16 protein-coding genes and 2 other annotated features are annotated in these 19,151 nt (G+C 39.5%); of the genes, 6 read left to right on the plus strand and 10 right to left on the minus strand.

Going from position 1 to position 19,151, the window contains the following annotated elements; genetic code table 11:
• The first annotated feature begins 141 nt into the window (after positions 1-141).
• Positions 142-1,512: an FAD-dependent oxidoreductase gene (locus ABD814_RS11405; protein ID WP_344913254.1), complete on the plus strand. Its 1,371-nt coding sequence runs from the start codon at positions 142-144 to the stop codon at positions 1,510-1,512.
• A 718-nt stretch (positions 1,513-2,230) separates the two neighbouring features.
• On the opposite strand, the gene trpA is transcribed toward ABD814_RS11405, so the two are convergent.
• From trpA to ABD814_RS11440, 7 genes are all read right to left on the minus strand, one after another.
• On the minus strand, positions 2,231-3,007 hold the full coding sequence (gene trpA / locus ABD814_RS11410; protein WP_344913255.1) for a tryptophan synthase subunit alpha: 777 nt from the start codon (positions 3,005-3,007) through the stop codon (positions 2,231-2,233).
• Positions 3,004-4,206, minus strand: coding sequence for a tryptophan synthase subunit beta (gene trpB, locus ABD814_RS11415; RefSeq protein WP_344913256.1), 1,203 nt, complete (start codon positions 4,204-4,206; stop codon positions 3,004-3,006). The genes trpA and trpB overlap by 4 nt, the downstream gene beginning before the upstream one ends.
• 5 nt (positions 4,207-4,211) lie before the next feature.
• Positions 4,212-4,817 (minus strand): phosphoribosylanthranilate isomerase, encoded by a 606-nt coding sequence (locus ABD814_RS11420; protein ID WP_344913258.1) that lies wholly within the window; start codon positions 4,815-4,817, stop codon positions 4,212-4,214.
• 9 nt (positions 4,818-4,826) lie between these two features.
• A complete protein-coding gene (gene trpC / locus ABD814_RS11425; RefSeq protein ID WP_344913260.1) occupies positions 4,827-5,594 on the minus strand; it encodes an indole-3-glycerol phosphate synthase TrpC in 768 nt (255 codons plus the stop codon).
• The gene (gene trpD / locus ABD814_RS11430; protein WP_344913262.1) at positions 5,591-6,601 is read right to left on the minus strand and encodes an anthranilate phosphoribosyltransferase; all 1,011 of its coding nucleotides are present in this window, start codon (positions 6,599-6,601) and stop codon (positions 5,591-5,593) included. The genes trpC and trpD overlap by 4 nt, the downstream gene beginning before the upstream one ends.
• A 15-nt stretch (positions 6,602-6,616) precedes the next feature.
• Positions 6,617-7,999 carry an anthranilate synthase component I gene (trpE, locus tag ABD814_RS11435; protein ID WP_344913264.1) on the minus strand — a complete coding sequence of 461 codons (1,383 nt, stop codon included), beginning with the start codon at positions 7,997-7,999 and terminating at the stop codon, positions 6,617-6,619.
• A 56-nt stretch (positions 8,000-8,055) separates the two neighbouring features.
• Positions 8,056-8,283 (minus strand) — a binding site (T-box leader).
• A gap of 261 nt (positions 8,284-8,544) precedes the next feature.
• Positions 8,545-8,798 (minus strand) — a binding site (T-box leader).
• Positions 8,799-9,082: 284 nt separating this feature from the next.
• Positions 9,083-9,631, minus strand: coding sequence for a 3-dehydroquinate synthase II domain-containing protein (locus tag ABD814_RS11440; protein ID WP_344913266.1), 549 nt, complete (start codon positions 9,629-9,631; stop codon positions 9,083-9,085).
• A 106-nt stretch (positions 9,632-9,737) separates the two neighbouring features.
• On the opposite strand from ABD814_RS11440, the gene ABD814_RS11445 reads away from it, so the two are divergent.
• Entirely contained in the window at positions 9,738-9,869 is a 132-nt protein-coding gene (locus ABD814_RS11445; protein ID WP_344913268.1) for a hypothetical protein, read from the plus strand.
• Between the two features lie 44 nt (positions 9,870-9,913).
• On the opposite strand, the gene ABD814_RS11450 is transcribed toward ABD814_RS11445, so the two are convergent.
• The gene (locus tag ABD814_RS11450; RefSeq protein ID WP_344913270.1) at positions 9,914-10,651 is read right to left on the minus strand and encodes a 3D domain-containing protein; all 738 of its coding nucleotides are present in this window, start codon (positions 10,649-10,651) and stop codon (positions 9,914-9,916) included.
• A 576-nt stretch (positions 10,652-11,227) separates the two neighbouring features.
• Entirely contained in the window at positions 11,228-12,673 is a 1,446-nt protein-coding gene (locus ABD814_RS11455; RefSeq protein ID WP_344913272.1) for a glycoside hydrolase family 1 protein, read from the minus strand.
• Between the two features lie 260 nt (positions 12,674-12,933).
• On the opposite strand from ABD814_RS11455, the gene ABD814_RS11460 reads away from it, so the two are divergent.
• Genes ABD814_RS11460 through ABD814_RS11475 form a run of 4 tightly spaced genes read left to right on the plus strand, consistent with a single transcriptional unit; the run spans position 12,934 to position 17,671 of the window.
• A complete protein-coding gene (locus ABD814_RS11460; RefSeq protein WP_344913274.1) occupies positions 12,934-14,106 on the plus strand; it encodes a galactokinase in 1,173 nt (390 codons plus the stop codon).
• A gap of 15 nt (positions 14,107-14,121) precedes the next feature.
• On the plus strand, positions 14,122-15,117 hold the full coding sequence (gene galE / locus ABD814_RS11465) for a UDP-glucose 4-epimerase GalE (protein WP_344913276.1): 996 nt from the start codon (positions 14,122-14,124) through the stop codon (positions 15,115-15,117).
• Positions 15,118-16,605, plus strand: a complete 1,488-nt coding sequence (galT, locus tag ABD814_RS11470; RefSeq protein ID WP_344913278.1) for a UDP-glucose--hexose-1-phosphate uridylyltransferase — start codon at positions 15,118-15,120, stop codon at positions 16,603-16,605.
• 19 nt (positions 16,606-16,624) lie between these two features.
• The gene (locus tag ABD814_RS11475; RefSeq protein WP_344913280.1) at positions 16,625-17,671 is read left to right on the plus strand and encodes an aldose epimerase family protein; all 1,047 of its coding nucleotides are present in this window, start codon (positions 16,625-16,627) and stop codon (positions 17,669-17,671) included.
• Positions 17,672-17,718: 47 nt separating this feature from the next.
• On the opposite strand, the gene ABD814_RS11480 is transcribed toward ABD814_RS11475, so the two are convergent.
• Complete coding sequence (locus ABD814_RS11480; protein WP_344913282.1) at positions 17,719-18,924, minus strand: ROK family transcriptional regulator; 1,206 nt, start codon at positions 18,922-18,924, stop codon at positions 17,719-17,721.
• Positions 18,925-19,151: the final 227 nt, after the last annotated feature.

Consider the following 19,151-nt stretch of genomic DNA (forward strand, 5'->3'; position numbering starts at 1 on the left):
AAAAAGATTGTGAAAAGTCTAACAATTGCTTGCTAGTTAATATACTTAAACGTATAATAAGTATTAATAAATAATAAATAATAAATCCGTTCATTTTATCCTGTTCTATGTGAATAAATGAACGATTTAGGGGGACTAAAAATGAAGATAGCAGTTATTGGTTGTACGCATGCTGGAACATCGGCGATTAAAAACACATTAACACTTTATCCTGATGCTGAAATCGACGTTTTTGAAAGAAATGATAATGTCTCATTCCTTTCATGTGGTATTGCGCTCTATGTTGGTGGAGTTGTTGAAAAAGCTGAATCCCTTTTCTATGCTTCAGTTGATGGTTTTGAAGATAGAGGGATTAAGATGCACATGGAGCATGATGTTGTTTCTGTCAATATTGCACAAAAGCAACTCGAAGCTAAAGATTTAAAAACGGGTGAAGTGAAGCTTCATTCGTATGACAAGTTAATTATTTCAACAGGTTCATGGCCACTAACGCCACCAATTCCTGGCTTTGATCTTGATAATGTTGTTCTATGTAAAAACTATGATCACGCAAAAGACATCATCCGTCGTTCTGAGCATGTTAAACATGTGACGGTTGTTGGTGGGGGTTATATCGGTGTTGAATTAGTCGAAGCATTTGAAGAAAACGGCAAACAAGTCACACTAGTTGATGCGGAATCGAGAATTTTGAATCGTTACTTAGACGAAGCATTCACTAATCCAGTTGAACAATCATTCCGTGACAAAGGTGTGCAATTATTACTGAATGAATTTGTTTCTGGCTTTGAGGGTGACGGCAAGGTCGAAAAAGTGATTACAAACAAGAGCGAGGTTGAAACTGAGCTTGTTGTTATGTGCATCGGCTTCCGTCCAAATACTGATTTATTTAAAGGTCAAATCGAGATGCTACCAAGTGGTGCGATCGTTGTTGACGAGTTTATGGAAACAAGTGCGAAGGATGTTTTTGCAGCGGGTGATTGCTGTGCAGTTCCTTACAATCCAACTGGTAAAGCGGCTTATATTCCATTAGCGACAAATGCTGTTCGAATGGGAACAATCGCTGCGCAGAACTTGGTTGATCGAAAAGTTAAGCATCCTGGCACTCAAGGTACATCTGGATTGAAGATCTATAATCATTACATTGGTTCAACAGGTTTAACTGTAGATGCAGCAAAAGTGAATGATATTGAGGTTCGTTCAGTCGAAATCAAAGAGACTTATCGCCCTGATTTCATGCCTGAAAATAATATTATTCATTTAAAACTTGTTTATGAAGTTGGTACAGGGCGTGTTGTTGGTGCTCAGGTTATCTCAGATATTGACTTAACGCAGGTGGCTAACACGGTGAGTATCGCCATTGCGAATCAAATGACGATTGAGCAGTTGGCACTGTCTGATTTCTTCTTCCAGCCACATTTCAATAAGCCGGTTAACTACTTGAATGAAGTTGCCTTAAAAGCAGTTCAACAAGAAAATGCATTAGCTAGAGAAGCAACAATTACTGTAAAATAACAACAAAATCAATCCCCATCAGAGTAGAGCATTCTACTTTGGTGGGGATTTTATTTAATAAATATAATAAATCCCTAATTATTCATAGAAGAGGTCGTCATCTGAAGACACTTCGCGTTCCGCGGGGATGGCCTCAGCTAACTTTTGTAGCAAAAATCGCTCCAAAAGTGGATCTTCGGCTCATCCTATTCCCGCTGGAGTCTTCGTGTCTTCAGATGACTATGCATTATTTCCGTTCACTTTTTAAGTGAGTGCGTACATATAAACGAAAGGCAGTTATTTAAGCAGTATCACTTACTTTGCGATAAACTATGAATAATTCAGGTAAATAGTTATTTGAAAAAGTTTATCCCCAGTTTATCTCTTAAAATTAACACTATAATAAACATGACAACAAATCCTATTACAATAGCCCCATCACCAATTAACTCAAAGTAATATCTCAGCAAAAACATAATTATTATAGAGATTATAACAGCGCTAAAAATATATAGTTTTTCACTTGATAATCACCTTCTCCTATATTTTCTAAGGGGATGTTGTTGTTTTGTTTAATTTTACATAAAATGTTTTTAATTCATTATATCCCTAGTTTCCCTAATGATTATATTATACCGTTAATACATTAACCAATAAAAAGAGAGTTTAAATTAGAAAAAGGATCATTTTAATTTCATGATCCTTTTTCAATAAAACATTCAAATTATAGTCTTCCAAATCAACTTTTTGTCGCTAAAATCAATTCCTCAATTGTGTCCCGGTTCCCTTCATGGAGGCTTTTAACAATTTTACTGCCGACAATCACACCATCGCAATAGCTACTAAGCTGTTTGACTTGTTCGGGTGTTGAGACACCGAATCCAGCGACAACTGGTTTTGGGCTGACTTGTTTTAAGTTAGACAAATAATCGCCAATTGAGTCAATGTATTCGTTGCGTTCACCCGTTGTTCCCGTTACAGTGACCGCATATAAGAAACCTCTAGTCTTGGTAGCAATTTTAGTCAGACGCTCTCGTGGGCTAGTTAATGTAGCAAGTCTGATCAAAGCGAGATCGTGATCAGCAATCAACTCAGGGATTTCTCCTTCTTCTTCTATTGGCAAGTCCGGAATAATTAATCCTGACACACCCGCTTCAGCACAATCCGCGAGACATTGCTCCAATCCATAAGCATAAATCGGGTTAAAATAAGTCATTAACACAATTGGGATCGACCGTTCACCTTTTGTTGCTTTTAATACTTCCAAGATCGCTCGTAGGCTGACACCTAGAGATAACGCTCGAATTCCGGCTGCTTGGATGACGGGTCCATCGGCAACAGGATCTGAAAATGGAATGCCAAGCTCAATTGCAGTCGCTCCCGCCTCTGCTAAAAATTGAATTTGTTCAGGTAGCTTATCGAGCCCGCCATCACCAGCCATAATATAGGGAATGAAAATTTTATCGCCGTTTGCTAGTGTTTGTTCTAATGCTGTTTCTAGTTTGTTGACCGTCAATCTAACTCACCTCCTAATGCTGCTTGCACCGCTTCAACATCCTTATCTCCTCGTCCGGATAGACAGACAATAATCGATTGATCCTTGTTCATCTCTGGGGCGAGTTTTTTCAAATAAGCAATCGCATGGGCACTTTCTAATGCTGGAATGATCCCTTCCGTTTGGGAAAGTAATTTCAGCCCGTCTAGCGCCTCTACATCGGTAATTGATTCGTATCTAACCCGATTAATTTCATTTAGGTGGCTATGCTCTGGACCAACACCTGGGTAGTCCAGTCCAGCAGAAATCGATGTTGCTTCTTGGATTTGACCATGCTCATCTTGAAGTAAATGTGTCATCATCCCGTGTAAAACACCCGTTTTACCGTCTGTTAATGTGGCGGAGTGCTTGCCTGTCTCAACCCCTAAACCACCTGCTTCAACGCCATAAATCTTGACTGATTTGTCGCTAATAAATGGATAAAACAAGCCCATCGCATTACTGCCACCTCCGATACAAGCAACAAGTGCATCTGGTAGACCACCAATATCGTCTGAAAATTGCTGTTTCGCTTCATTACCAATCACACTTTGAAAATCACGAACAATTTTCGGAAATGGATGTGGGCCAACAACTGAACCAATAATATAATGGGTGTCCTCTACATTGGCAACCCAGTAACGAAGTGCTTCATTGACGGCATCCTTTAATGTGCCACTGCCTTGATCGACACTAACGACTTTTGCTCCGAGCAACTCCATCCGAAAGACATTTAATTTCTGTCTTTGAATATCTTCTGCTCCCATAAAAATAATACATTCCAAGCCTAGCAGTGCCGATACAGTTGCTGTTGCGACGCCATGTTGTCCCGCACCTGTTTCAGCAACAATTTTTTTCTTACCCATTCGTAATGTTAAGAGTGCCTGACCAAGCGCATTATTGATTTTGTGGGCACCGGTATGGTTTAAATCTTCTCGTTTTAAATAGATTTTTGCCCCACCTAAAGCCTCTGTTAAACGTTCAGCATAATAAAGTGGTGTTTCCCGACCAACATATTGACGCAAATAATCGTCTAATTCCTCGATAAAAATTGGATCTTTAATCGCATGTTCATAAGCTTCTTCAAGTTCTAACACAGCTGGCATTAACGTTTCTGGAACGAACCTGCCACCGAATGACCCGAAATGACCGGCTAAATCTGGTTTTTGATAATTTGTCATCTGTTTCACCTTGCTCCTTTCGCTATTTGAATAAATTGTTTAATTTTTATGAGATCTTTTTTTCCGTTCGTTTCAACACCACTTGAGACGTCAACACCAATTGGGATCGCTTCCTGAATCGCACGATCAACATTATCTGCCGTTAAACCTCCCGCTAAAATCATTTTATCTCGAGCAAGTGGAATCGACTCAATCAGACGCCAATCAAACGTTTGACCGCTTCCTGGCTTTGGACCATCTAATAACAGATAATCAACGACGGGTAAATAATCGAGCACTTGCTCAAGCGAATCTGTCCCTTGCAGTGATAATGCTTTAATCACAGGAACCTCACTTTTTAAACAAGTTAATATGGATTCCTTGCCGTGGAGTTGGACGTAATCTAATTTAACTAAGCGAGCGATCTGATTGACGATATGGATTGGTGTATCAACGAAGACACCAACCTTTTTGACGTGATCAGGTAACTGTCGTTGAATCTGATCGACCTGTTCCACCGTCACTTGCCGTTTACTTTGGGCAAAAACAAACCCGATTAAGTCTGCGCCTGCTTCCGTTGCAGCGATTGCCTCTTGATATGATGTTAAACCACATATTTTCACAAGTACCATTTAAACACCTCACTTTAACATGTCTTGAAAGGTTTTTTCTAGATCAGCTGAACGCATTAATGTCTCACCGACAAGAATTGCCTTTGCGCCTGCCTGCTTAACGCGGGCGACATCATCAGCTGTTTGAAGACCACTTTCACTAATGAGAATTTCTCGGTCGTGATTGATCAACTGTGTCAATCGTTCAGTTACAGCTAAATCAACTTTAAACGTTTTTAAATCTCTATTGTTAACACCGATTAATTTAGCACCGATTGCTTGAGCCGCTTTAAGTTCTGATTCATCGTGAACCTCAACCAACACTTCTAAACCAAGTTTTTTTGCATGATCATAGAGCTGCTTTAACCGTTCTTCTGTTAAACTCGCAACGATTAACAGAATCAGATCAGCACCATATGAGTAAGCATGGTCAATTTGAATCTCATCGATGATAAAATTTTTATTTAAAATCGGTAGCTCGACCGTCTGTTTTACTTGAGCTAAGTCTTGATAGCTTCCTTGGAAAAATTGCCGATCCGTTAAGACAGAAATCATTGAGGCACCGAGCTCTTGATAAATTTGCGCTTGTTCTTTCGGATCTAATTTAGCGTTAATCGTTCCTTTTGACGGTGACGCCCGTTTAAATTCAGCAATCACCTTCAACTGGTCGTTCGCTTGACAACGTTCAATAAACGAGCAAATTGGTGTTAAGCGTGGATGTTCTGCCAAATCGAATGTCTGCTTTAATTCAGTCACTTCTTGTTTTTTTACCGCTAAAATTTGCTCTAAAATAGTCATCTCGTCACCTCCGATTTAGTCATCCCTTTTAAACATTTTAAAGCCGAACCTGAATCAATACTTTCTTTCGCCAGCTCGATCCCTTGCTTAATTGTTGTTGCTTTTCCATTAGCAAAAATGCCAAGACCTGCATTGAGTAATACAACATCTCGATGCGCACCTCTCTTGCCTTTCAATACATTGATCATAATTTCTGCATTTAACTTGGCATCGCCACCTTTGAGTTGATCATTCGCAACGACAGGGAGACCAACTTCTTCTGGATGGATCGTAAACGTGCGCAGTTTACCATTTTCCAACAACACACAATGGTTTTCACCAGCTAATGTCGCCTCATCAAAATGTCCCGCACCATTGATCACAAGTGCGCGTTCTCGGCCTAATTGTTGGAGCACTTCAGCCATTGTCATCAGTAAATCTCGACGAAAAACGCCTAACAATTGGGTCTTGAGCTCGACTGGATTGGTTAGCGGTCCAATCAAGTTGAAAATCGTTGGCACAGCCAAGCTCCTTCTAATTGACATCACTTGTTTCATCGCTGGATGAACATGTGGTGCATAGAGAAAAGCAATTTTATTTTTTACCAGTGCATCGTTCGTTTGTTCAGGTGTGATACTTAATTCAACTCCAAGTGCCTCTAGAACATCGGCACTTCCTGATTTACTCGTAATGCTCCGATTACCGTGCTTTGCAACGGTCAACCCTGCACCAGCTAAGACAAAGGCACTCGTTGTGCTAATATTTAAGCTTTGCGAATGATCCCCACCTGTGCCACAATTATCAATCACATCAGATGTTGGTGTCGGGATTGTGACTGCTTTCTCACGGATCACTTGGGCAAGACCAGTCATTTCACTAGCAGATTCTCCTTTGGCACGTAGCGCTGTTAAAAATCCACCGACTGCTGCTTGTGGCGTTTCTGCGTTAAAAATCAATTTTGCTGCTTGTTTCATCTCAGCTATTGTTAAATTTTCTCCCGACAATACCATTTCAAGATATCGCTTCACATGTAAAACCCCCTCTTAATTCATTTTATTTGCGGCTTCGACCAGAGATTTGGCCTTGTTTAAGGTTTCTTCGTATTCACGTTCGGGTTTGGAGTCTGCAACGATACCAGCGCCTGCTTGAACGTAGGCCATCTGGTCTTTTATGATCATCGTCCGAATTGCAATTGCTAAGTCGAGATCCCCGTTAATATTGATATAACCAACCGCTCCCGCATAAACACCTCGACGCACTTGTTCCAATTCGTTAATAATTTGCATCGCTCTTTGCTTCGGTGCACCAGATACTGTCCCCGCTGGCAACAATGCAACAAGCGCATCAATCGATGATAATTCCGGTCTAAGCTCACCCGTTAATTCTGAAATAATATGCATCACATGCTGATAGCGTTCAATTAACATTTGCTTTGTCAGTGTAATCGTCTCAATCTGACAAACCTTCTCTAAATCTGATCGACTGAGATCGATTAACATTTTGTGCTCCGCTAATTCCTTGGGATCAGCCAACAGCTCTTCAGCTAATCGTTGATCCATTTCTGGCGTGTCACCCCGCGGTCTCGTACCTGCAATCGGGTTCGTAATGATCTGTCTTCCTTTAACTTTAAGCAAGCTTTCTGGCGATGTGCCAATGATTTGATAGTCGGAAAAATCAATGTAATACATATACGGTGATGGATTCATCACGCGTAAGCGCCGGTACAATTGGAATGGATCGTCATGGAATTCTGATTTCATCCGTTGTGACAAAACAACTTGTAATGCTTCACCTTGATCAATATAGCGCTGAGCTTCCTCAACTAAGCTCATAAATGTTGGCTGATCGATTGATGGTTTAAAATCAAGTGTCAATTCCTGATCCGTCAGTTCGACTTGGGATTGGTTAAGTTGCTTTTTAATCCGTTCAATCACATCGACTAGTTCGAGCTCACTTCGCGTTCCTGACAAATCAAGTGCAATGATCGTGAGTGTTTGTTTTTGATGATCAAAAATGAGTAAATCTTGATAGATCATCAAATGTAAATCGGGCATCTCAATTTCGTCATCAAGTAACGACCCAATCGATTGGTAATTCCGAACTAAATCGTAGCCAATATAGCCGATCGCTCCGCCATAAAGCGGGAATGGTAGCCCCAGATCAATTTGAGGTACTTGTTGTTTGACAATCTCTAACGGATTGCCTTCAATTTCTTCGATCTTTGCACCATTTTTTAAAATCACCTGCTGATCAGTTCCGATAATTTCTCTAAATGGATTGGTGCCGATAAAGGAGTAGCGCCCTTTATCTTGGTGATGACTCGAGCTTTCGAGCATGAACTTTTTTTCTCCTTGGAGTCGATTATAAATCGAAATTGGTGTTAGCGTGTCAGCTTGAATCACTTGCTTTTGATAACGAATTGTCATTTGTCCCACTCCTTTTGTTAAAATAAAAAAGCCCCTAAATCATTTGCTTGAATGATTTAGGGGACGATTGTATTTGTTCAATCGCGGTGCCACACCTATTTAGAGAGGTTAGTCTCTACACTTTGATCCGGTGACGGGGATTAGCCGTCCTTTCCTACTCCAGGATGTTTCGGAAAAGCTCTAGTAAGTCCATTCGGTTGTGTTGTTATACTGAGTTTTCAGCAATGCTCAGCTCTCTTTAATAACAGTTAGACAACTTACTTCTCTTACATCATTGATTTTAATATTAAATTAGTTCAACTTCACAATTACGTTTTAGGAAGCACCCGTGATTTCCACTATCGGCGGACGCGTTCCTCGGGCACGGCCTCAACTTTTATTGCTCCACTTCCGTGTCACAATAAGGATTTTCGGACTCGCGCTTTTCCCGATGGAGTCGCCGCCGGCCGTTCCAATCACTTGGTACGACTTCTAAGTACACACTCAATACAACCAAATTTTATATTTTTTGTAATTTTGAGATCAAAAAAGGGCTCTCTCGTTCCGAAAAGGACGAGAGAACCCGTGGTACCACCTTAATTAGCATCTTATGCTCACTAGACGATCAATCGCAGTTAAAGATTAATCGTTGTTTCTAAGGTAACGGTGAAACAACCTCCGTCAAAGCTTACTGGGCCAAGTGGCCGTTTAGTTTGACTGCTCAAAAGCCCATTCACTTAAATTCCTCCACTAGTTTCCACCAACCACTAGCTCTCTTTTAGAAAAAATCTAAGCTACTCCTCTTTGTCAACGCAGAAATATTAGAATTGCTTTCTATCATAGTATGCTTAAAATCAGATGTCAAGACAATTTATCGAATTTTCTAAAAATAAAGTGAAACTTCAATCAGTGCGGTCTTCACTGATTGGGACTGGGACTGCGATTACTCATCCCATCGAAGTGATTTGCGGTTACTCGTCCCACCGAAAACATTTGTTAGTTGAACCAATCGGGCCGCTACTGCCAGTTAGTCACCCACTTTCAAATCTTCGTTTCCTTTGATTTTTTGATCTGGGGGACTTACTGACAGTTGCACTGCGGTAATTATTTTTCAGTAATTTCTTCTTCAATCTTTTGTCCTAGATGACGCCCAGGTTGGTCGGGATAACAAATGAGCTGATCTCCAACCGCTAATTCAAGTACTGACTTTGCTCGGTTCTCTGCATCCAGCAAATGGACACTGTCTGCTTCTTGAACGGTAACAGAGATTTCCTGAGCTGTTTTCTCTGTTTGACAAACAATACGGATAAATGGTCTTTTTTCAATTTTCACCCGTCCAATTGGGACAAGTCGTGACTCGCCAGCTTGCCAAACTGGCACCTTCATTCCTGGCTCCATTTCAGCTAAATAGCCTGTTTTTTCTTCATCTAGCAAAAGATAATGATGATAAGCACCGGCATTGATCCGAAACGGACGTGGTGGATAGGTATCGGTTGAGCGATTTTCAGATAAAGCCATTAAATAGCCATGTCCAGTATTACCAATTAAAACTCCTTCAAGCGGATCGAGTTGATCGATTAAATCGAGACAAACCCGTGTTCCTTCTCCAATTGATTCAATTTTAGTTACTTTTGCTGTTTCAAAATTTGTCATCTTGTCTCCCCTTCTAAACTACCAAATGTTAGTTCTTTTTAATTATGCCATTATCATATACAATAGAATTGTACTTGACAAACAATACAAAGGTGGGTGAGTTTTTTTGAGAAAGGGTTTAATCGTTTTAATTGTTTTATTAGTCGTTGTCTTCGGCGTGATTGGACTACGACAAGATGATCAACAAAGTGATATCCAGATTGAGGCGAATGTTGTGTCTCAAGAGACTGATATATAAAAAGAGAGCAAATGCTAGCATTCGCTCTCTTTTCTATTTCGGTATTATTCTAATATGGTAACGGTCACTTCGCGTACGCCCCAACTATATGCTTCGTCTTTCGTTGGTACGTGAATATCGATTTTGTTTCCTTTAATCGCGCCACCAATATCACCTGCGACTGCTTCACCATATCCTTCAACATGGACACGTGTACCTAATGGAATCACTGATGGATCGACGGCAACCACCTTCATATTGCGGTCTTTATTTAAATCTAAACCTGTGTAAGTGATACCTGAGCAACCATCACATTCTGCTGTATATGCTGTTGCCGTCATCGTTAATGTTTTACTTTCTGATGAGGCTTTTTTAGCTGGTTCTTCTTTAATCACTGCTTGGACTGTCTGTGCTGCTTTTTCTTGGTCAGCTTCGACGGCTTCTGCAGTAGGATAAATAACGAGTTCGTTGCCAGTAATAATCAGGTCTGACGTGAGTTGATTCCAATTCATTAAATCTAAAACTGTGACCTCGTAACGATTTGCTAAAGCATATAGTGTATCACCACGTTCGATTAGGTGAATAATTTCTTCTTCCTCTATCTTCAGGATTTGTCCTGGAAAAATTCGTTCTGAATCAAGGTCGTTTAATTGATAGAGTTCTGTTACGGATGTGTTAAAGTCGCGAGCTACTTTCCATAAGCTATCTCCTGCTTTGACTTGATATTCTTGTGCATGAAGTGGTTTTGGTATGACCACAAATAGTGTGGCTATAGTTAGAACCATCATAACCAATTTCTTCATTATTTTATTGCCTCCTTTATATTTAGCACTACCCATCTTAATACAAAACTGCTTGACATAGGTTACAGGGCGATTAAAGGTTAATGATAATAAGCCAACAACTCGTTACATTTGTCATTCTGGGGCAATAAACTTAAATTTTATACATCGAATCGTTATATTTGATACTTTTTTTCGTTTTTATGGTTGTCACTGTCTGTATTTGAAGGAATTTACATGGTTGTTAGCTTGTATTTTGATTATTATTGTTTATTTTTCAAATAGCATCAACCACGGACAGTTTCTTGGTATTTATAGTGAAATATGTCCGAAGTATCACCACCACGGACAGTTTCTTCGTATTTATAGTGAAATATGTCCGAGGTAGCATCACCACGGACAGTTTCTTGATATTTATAGTGAAATATGTCCGAAGTAGCACCAACTTCGGACAGATTTTAGCTATTTAGATTGAAAAATGTCCGAGGTGGCACCAACATTATGGTTTGTGTTTTATACTAACTTCAACCACAATAAATTTTTCATAAAAATAGAACCCGATGATTTGTTAGTCATCAGGTTCTTATTATCTGTTAATTATTTTTGTCTGTCGATTAGGGCGTTGGCTTTGATTACTTCTTGGTACCAGTAGAAGCTCTTTTTCTTAACCCGACGTAAGTCTTTTGGTCCGGTTTCGTCACGGTTAATGTAAACAAAGCCGTAGCGTTTTTGGTAACCATTTAGCCAGCTTAATAAGTCTGTGAAAGACCATGTGCAATAACCAAGTACATCAACACCATCAGAGATCGCACGTTGAATTGCTGCTGCGTGTGATTCGAGATAATCGATTCGATAGTCATCATTAACGATATCGCCTTCTTCTAATGTATCAAAAGCACCTAAACCATTTTCAGTAATTAAAATTGGGAGTTGGTAGCGATTATTGATGCGACGAAGCGCAACTCGTAATCCTTCTGGGTCAATTGTCCAATCCCAATCGGTTGTTTCCGTATATGGGTTTTGAATATATTTGAATAATCCAGGATTTCCTGATGCTTCAGAAGAACCTTTTTTACCTGTCGTATTCATTGCCGCTTCACCGACACCATCAAGTGCATTTGCCTCAAATGTATGTGTTTGATAATAGTTCAAGCCCATAAAGTCAGGCTTAGCACTTTCTAAGAGTTCAAAATCGCCTGCTTCAATTTCTGGAGCAAGTCCTTCATCCTTAAGGTAATTCCATATAACTTGCGGGTAACGTCCCCATGCGTAAATATCCATCCACCAATGTGAATTCATTTCTTCAGCATTTTCAGCCGCTAAAATATTTTCTGGCTTACTGTCTAATGGATAAGCTGGATTGTAAGCAAAGCTCGGTCCAATTTTACCGTCTTTAACGATTTTTCGGAATGTGTTAATTGCTTTAGCGTTGGCCAAGTTAGCAATATGATTCGCTTGGTACATCCGTTTTAAATCTTTAACCCCTGGCGGGTGAACCCCTGAACGGTAGCCGAGGCCGATAAAAATATTTTGTTCGTTTAAAGTAACCCAGTATTTAACTCGATCACCATAACGTTTAAACAATGTTTCACAATAGTTATTAAAGTCTTCAATAATCTCTCGTGATTCCCAAGCACCGTAGGCATCCATTAATGCTTGCGGAACATCCCAGTGATAGACGGTGATTAGTGGTTCAATGTTATGCTTAATTAATTCATCAATTAAGTTGTCATAAAATTGTAACCCTGCTTCATTGACCTCTCCTTTGCCTTCTGGGAAAATTCGGCTCCAGGCAATTGAAAAACGATATGCTTTCAATCCTTGCTCAGCCATTAAGGCAACATCTTCTTTGTAGCGATTGTAATGATCAACGGCAATATCGCCATTTGTTTCTTTAAAAGTCGTTCCTGGGATCTTAGTATAGACATCCCATACCGATGGGCCTTTTCCATCTTTATCGTAGGCACCTTCTACTTGGTATGCTGCAGAAGCAGATCCCCAGAGAAAATCTTTTGGAAATGGTTTCAATTGTTTATGTTCCATCATCAAGCTCCTTTACACAATTACTTAATTCTTAGGTTCATTATAACTTAATTAACTTAATTGACAAACTAAAATAATCTTTTTAATTAAATGTTGTCATTTCTGATTAAATACTCTTAATTTTGATCTTCTTTTTTGTTAGATTACTTTTTGCAATTTTACCTCAAAGTCATTGACGTTGGACATAGGTTTTGTTTATAATATGAATATAACAGTTAGTAAATTAATTTAATTAAGTCCATTGATGGAGGTTATCAATTATGAATCAAGAAAATTTAATCAAAAAATTTAATCAGCTCTTCCACCCTACCGAACCCGTTCGAACATTTTTTGCACCGGGGAGGATTAATTTAATTGGTGAACATACGGATTATAATGGTGGTTATGTTTTTCCTGCTGCGATTTCATTCGGGACGTATGCTTTAGCAACGAAGCGAAATGATCGGACGATCCAATTTTATTCAATCAATTTTGAGGAAAAAGGGATCATTACGGTTGAGTTAGATGATCTAAGTTATCGGCAAGATGATGACTGGGCGAACTACCCGAAAGGGATGATCGATCAGCTGATCAAAAATGGCGCTAAGATTGAACAAGGCTTCAATATTTTATATTATGGAAATATCCCAAATGGTGCGGGATTATCATCCTCTGCTTCAATTGAGTTAGTCACTGGTGTTTTGCTTGAGAAAGTTTTTCAAATCGAGATCGATCGAATTGAGCTGGTTAAGCTTGGTCAGCGCGTTGAAAATGACTATATTGGTGTCAATAGTGGAATTATGGATCAGTTTGCCGTTGGAATGGGTAAACGAGATCATGCCATGTTGCTTGATTGCAATACGCTTGATTTTCAATATGCCCCTGTTGAGCTAAATGAGTATACAATTATGATTATCAATACGAATAAACGTCGCGAACTGGCCGATTCGAAGTATAATGAACGTAGAAGCGAATGCGAGAGTGCTTTAAAAGATCTGCAGACTGAGTTGGCGATTAATAGCCTCGGTGAATTATCAACCGATCAGTTCGACAATTTTTCCAAGATCATTGAAAATGAAACTGAGCGTAAACGAGCGAAGCATGCTGTTTATGAAAACCAGCGGACGAAAGATGCGCTCGTTAAGTTAGAAGCTGGGGATTTACAAGGGTTTGGTCAACTTTTAAATGAATCACATTTGTCACTCCAGCATGATTATGAAGTGACTGGGATTGAGCTTGACACACTTGTTCAAGCAGCCTGGGATCAAGATGGTGTTTTAGGTGCGCGAATGACAGGTGCGGGTTTTGGTGGTTGTGCGATTGCGCTTGTTGATCAGAGTAAAGTTGATAACTTTAAAACAAATGTGGCGAAAATTTATCAGAAAAAAATTGGTTATCAACCGACTTTCTATCAAGCAACAATTGGTGACGGAGCGAAGGAATTAAAAGCTTAAGGAGGAAATGTTATTATGAAAATTTTAGTTTTAGGTGGTGCGGGTTATATCGGTTCACATGCTGTCTATCAATTAATTGAACAAAACCATCAGGTCGTTGTGATCGATAATTTATCGACAGGACACAAGGATGCGCTACATCCTGATGCAACATTCTATTTAGGTGATATTCGTGACCTCGACTTTTTACGCACTGTTTTTAAGAGTGAGCAAATCGATGCGGTGATTCATTTTGCAGCCAACTCCTTAGTCGGTGAATCAATGGAGAAACCACTTATGTACTTCGATAATAACGTTTACGGGACACAAGTTGTTCTTCAGGCAATGGTTGAATTCAATGTGAAATCAATTGTCTTTTCATCAACAGCAGCAACATACGGTGAACCGGAGAGTGTACCTATTACTGAGAATATGCCAACACAACCAACAAGCACCTATGGTGAAACAAAATTAACGATGGAAAAAATGATGCGTTGGTGTCAAGAAGCACATGGTATTCAGTACGTTTCCTTAAGATATTTTAACGTTGCAGGTGCAAGAGAAGATGCTCAAATTGGTGAAGACCATGATCCTGAGACACATTTAATTCCGATCGTCTTACAAGTTGCGCTTGGAAAGCGTGAATTTATTACGATATTTGGGGATGATTATCCTACAGAAGACGGCACGTGTATTCGTGATTATATCCATGTCGAAGATTTAATTGATGCCCACATTCGTGCGGTTCAATATTTACGAGACGGTGGGAAAAGTCAGATCTTTAATTTAGGCAGTTCAACTGGCTTTTCTGTCAAAGAAATCATTGATGTTGCTCGCCGAGTGACAGGCCATCCGATTCCAGAAAAAATGGGTCAGCGACGTGCGGGTGATCCGAGCACATTGATTGCTTCGTCTGAAAAAGCGGCTCGAATCTTGAATTGGGAGCCGGAACGGACAGAAATTAACCGGATCATTACTGATGCATGGCGCTGGCATCAACATCATCCAGATGGCTATCAGGAGGGAAGTTGAATGATCGATTTAGTTATTGAACAACTGATTAGCAAAGTGATTGATTCAGGATTGATTCAAGAGCGTGACCGTATTTATTGTCGCAATCAAATCCTCGGTTTATTAAAGTTGGACACTTTTTCAGAAGTGATCGAAACGGAAACGAACTTAACGATTCCACAATTGTTGGGACAATTAATTGATGATGCAGTCGAACGACAGGTGATCACAGGTGCACTTGATGAACGTGAACAACTTGATGCGCACATCATGAATGTATTTTTGCCAAGTCCTTCACAACTAAATGATCAGTTTGACCAGCTTTATTTAGAAGACCCAATTAAAGCGACTGATTTTTTCTATTCATTAAGTCAAACGAGCAATTACATCCAAACAGAACGGATTGCGAAGAACATTCATTTTCAAACAGATACGGACTATGGTAAAATTGACATTACGATCAATTTATCGAAGCCAGAAAAAGATCCTTTACAAATTAAGCGTGAACGTGAAATGAAGCAAACGAGTGGTTATCCAAATTGTGTGCTTTGTAAAGAAAATGAAGGTTACGTTGGCCGTGTTGGTCATCCAGCCCGATCAAACCACCGAATGATTGATTTAGATCTGCTTGGTGAAGGCTGGCTATTCCAATACTCACCATATCTTTATTATAATGAACATAGCATCGTGCTCAGTAAAAAACATGAGCCAATGGAAATTAATCGCGATACCTTTAAACGCTTGTTTGCTTTTGTTGAACAATTGCCACATTATTTTATTGGTTCGAATGCAGATTTACCGATTGTTGGTGGAAGTATTTTAAGTCATGATCATTATCAAGCCGGACGCTACACATTTGGGATGACTGATGCAAAAGATGCCTACACTTTTGATCTCGTTGATTTTCCAGAGATTGAAGCAAGTGTACTTAATTGGCCGATGTCAGTGATTCGTTTACGTGCTAAAACATATGATCAATTGGTTGAAGCAGGCGATCTGATTTTAACGAAATGGCGTCAATATAGCGATCCAGATGTTGAACTCATTGCTTATACAGACGAAACACCACATAACACAATTACACCTATTGCTCAATATCGTGACAATGCTTATCAATTAGATTTAGTCTTACGAAATAATCGAACCAATCAAGAGCATCCGGATGGTATTTTCCATCCACACCAAGATGTCCATCATATTAAAAAAGAAAATATTGGCTTAATTGAAGTGATGGGATTAGCTGTTTTACCGCCACGTTTGAAGACCGAATTAGCCGAGTTAAAAGACTATCTACTCGGTGATTCAGATCAGATAGAATCATATCATCAAGATTGGGCTGAACAGATTAAACTTGAAATTCAGTCGATAACAGAGGATAATGTTGATCAAGTCATTCAAGCACAGCTAGCAAGCAAATTTGTTAGAGTTTTAAAGAATTCTGGAATCTTTAAATCGAATGATAAAGGATGGGAAGCATTTAAGCGCTTTACTTCCTCACTAAACAACTAACGTAATGGGAGGTTTTTTTATGCACTCAAAAACAACGCCTTTGTCTATCGAAGGTCAGTCATGGAACGAGTATACACTAAAAAATGACAATGGGATGTCTGTCTCATTTCTAGATTTTGGTGGCATTATCACATCGATCGTCACACCTGACAAGGATGGTAACTTTGAAAACGTCGTACTTGGTTTTGATGATTATAAAGATTACTTGAATAATAGCAATTATTTTGGTGCCTTAATTGGTCGAGTGTCTGGTCGAATTGCCAACTCAACATTTTCATTAAACGGAAAAGAATATCAGCTACCTGAAAATGAAGGAAAGCATCATTTACATGGCGGACCTGACGGGCTACATTCAATTACCTGGCAAGTCGAGTTAGTTGAAACAGCAACAAGTACTGGGGCTGTATTATATCATACGAGCTTAGATGGCGATGCAGGTTATCCAGGAACGATCAAGTATAAAATATCCTATACATTGACAAATGATAATGCGTTTACCATTGATTATGAAGCATTCTCTGATCAGGACACGATTTTATCATTAACGAACCACTCATACTTCAACTTAACAGGTAACTTAAAAGAAACTGTTTTAAATCACGAAGTAAAATTAGATGCAAGCCAATTTATCGAGCTTGATCAAGAACTCATTCCAACCGGACGCTTGTTACCTGTAACAGATACCGTTTTTGATTTCACCAATGGACGTAAGCTTGCTGATGGTGTCGATTCGGGTGATCCACAAAATAAAGTGGCTAGTGATGGTTATGATCATTTCTTTGTTTTTGACCATAAAGCAGAGGAAAATGTTGTCGTTACTGAACCAACGAGTGGCCGTAAGCTAACTGTAAAGACGAATCAACCGGCGATGGTGCTTTATACAGGGAATAGTGTCGATGATTCTTGTACGTTAAAAGAACGTCAATCTGAAAAGTATCTTGGTGTTTGTTTAGAAACACAAAGTACACCTGCATCATTAAATTATCCAGGCTTCCCAAGCATTGAACTTGCGAAAAATGAAGTCTATCGTCACACAACAACATTTACATTTTCAACATTATCATAACTAAAAGGAGCTTTAATTGAGCTCCTTTTTTCATGTAAAAATGTTGCTCATTCGTTTGTTAGTTTGCCATTTGTCGCAAATAATTCACCAATGATCAGTGCGACTGCCCCGAGTGCTGTTGAGTGATCACCGAGATCAGACACCGACACCGTTGTTTGCTTTGCTCTCATCGTTAGCCCACGTTCATTGATTGTTGCGCGAACATTTGGCATCAGGTAATCTTTTGCTTTTGTGACACCACCTGTTAAAACGATTTGACTTGGATTCAGTGTATGAATCAAGTTGATCAACCCTACCCCAATATACGTGCCTGTTTGGTGTAAAATGTCCTGCGCGACCTGATCTCCCGCTTCGGCAGCTTGATAAACAGCTAAAGCTGTCAGTTGTTCAACTTCTCTTAAGCTCGTCTGTTCACCTTGCTCAATTCGTTTATGTGCACGTTTTGCAATCGCTGGTCCTGAAATAAACGTTTGTAAGCACCCTCGATTCCCGCACGTACATTGCTCCCCGTTCAGATCAATCGTCATATGACCAATTTCACCAGCAATATGGCTCTCACCGCGGTATAATTCACCATCAATTGTCACACCTGAACCAACACCATTACCGATATTAACAACGACAAGTCGCTCACTGTTCTTGCCTTGGCCAAACCATTTTTCACCTAAAGCAAGTGCCCGAACATCATTCTCCACCTTAACATAATAAGGGAAATGAGTTGATAGTACATCGGCAACCGGCATTTGTCTTAAATTTAAGTTAGGTGCAAAAAGTGACTCGCCTTTTTCCGCATCAACGACACCATGCATCCCCACGCCAATCCCAATAATATCTTTTTCATATTCAGCACTTTGCTGTAAAATCGCTTCAATCGTTTCAATTAATTTTGATAAAAATTCTTCTTCAGTAATTGGTAACGTTAAATTGGTTTTAATATGAGTGAAAATTTTCCCAGAAAGGTCGGTCAAAACCGCATCGATGTTGCTTGGCCCCGCATCAATCCCAATCATATAGTGTCCATTTTGATTGATCACGAGCATCGTCGGTTTACGTCCCCCTTGTGATTGGCCTTGACTACTTTCAACAACCATTTTTTGCTCAATCAATTCTTTCACGATCGTCCCTACTGTCGGGGGTGTTAATTTAGTTTCCTTAGCAATTTGAGCTCTTGAAATTGGCCCATCATTTAAAATTTTTGTTAAAATAATTGATTTGTTTACAGCTTTCATCTGTTGAAAACTACCACGCTTCATATTTTTTCCTCCATCGTCAAAATCCGTGTCTTTTGTTTCATATTATCATGTTATTTAAATTAATTAAAGAACAACTCTAAAGAGTGCGCTTTTAATTATGATTGGTTATCAAGGATCACGGGGAATTTGATCTACGAGGAGTTGGTGGTGTTATGCACGAGTTCAGGAGTTTATGCACAAGTTGGAGCTGTTGTGCACAAGTTCAGGAGTTTATGCACGAGTTGGAG

The sequence above is a fragment of the Amphibacillus indicireducens genome, from assembly GCF_039539605.1.
GTDB classification, from domain to species: Bacteria; Bacillota; Bacilli; order Bacillales; family Amphibacillaceae; genus Amphibacillus; species Amphibacillus indicireducens.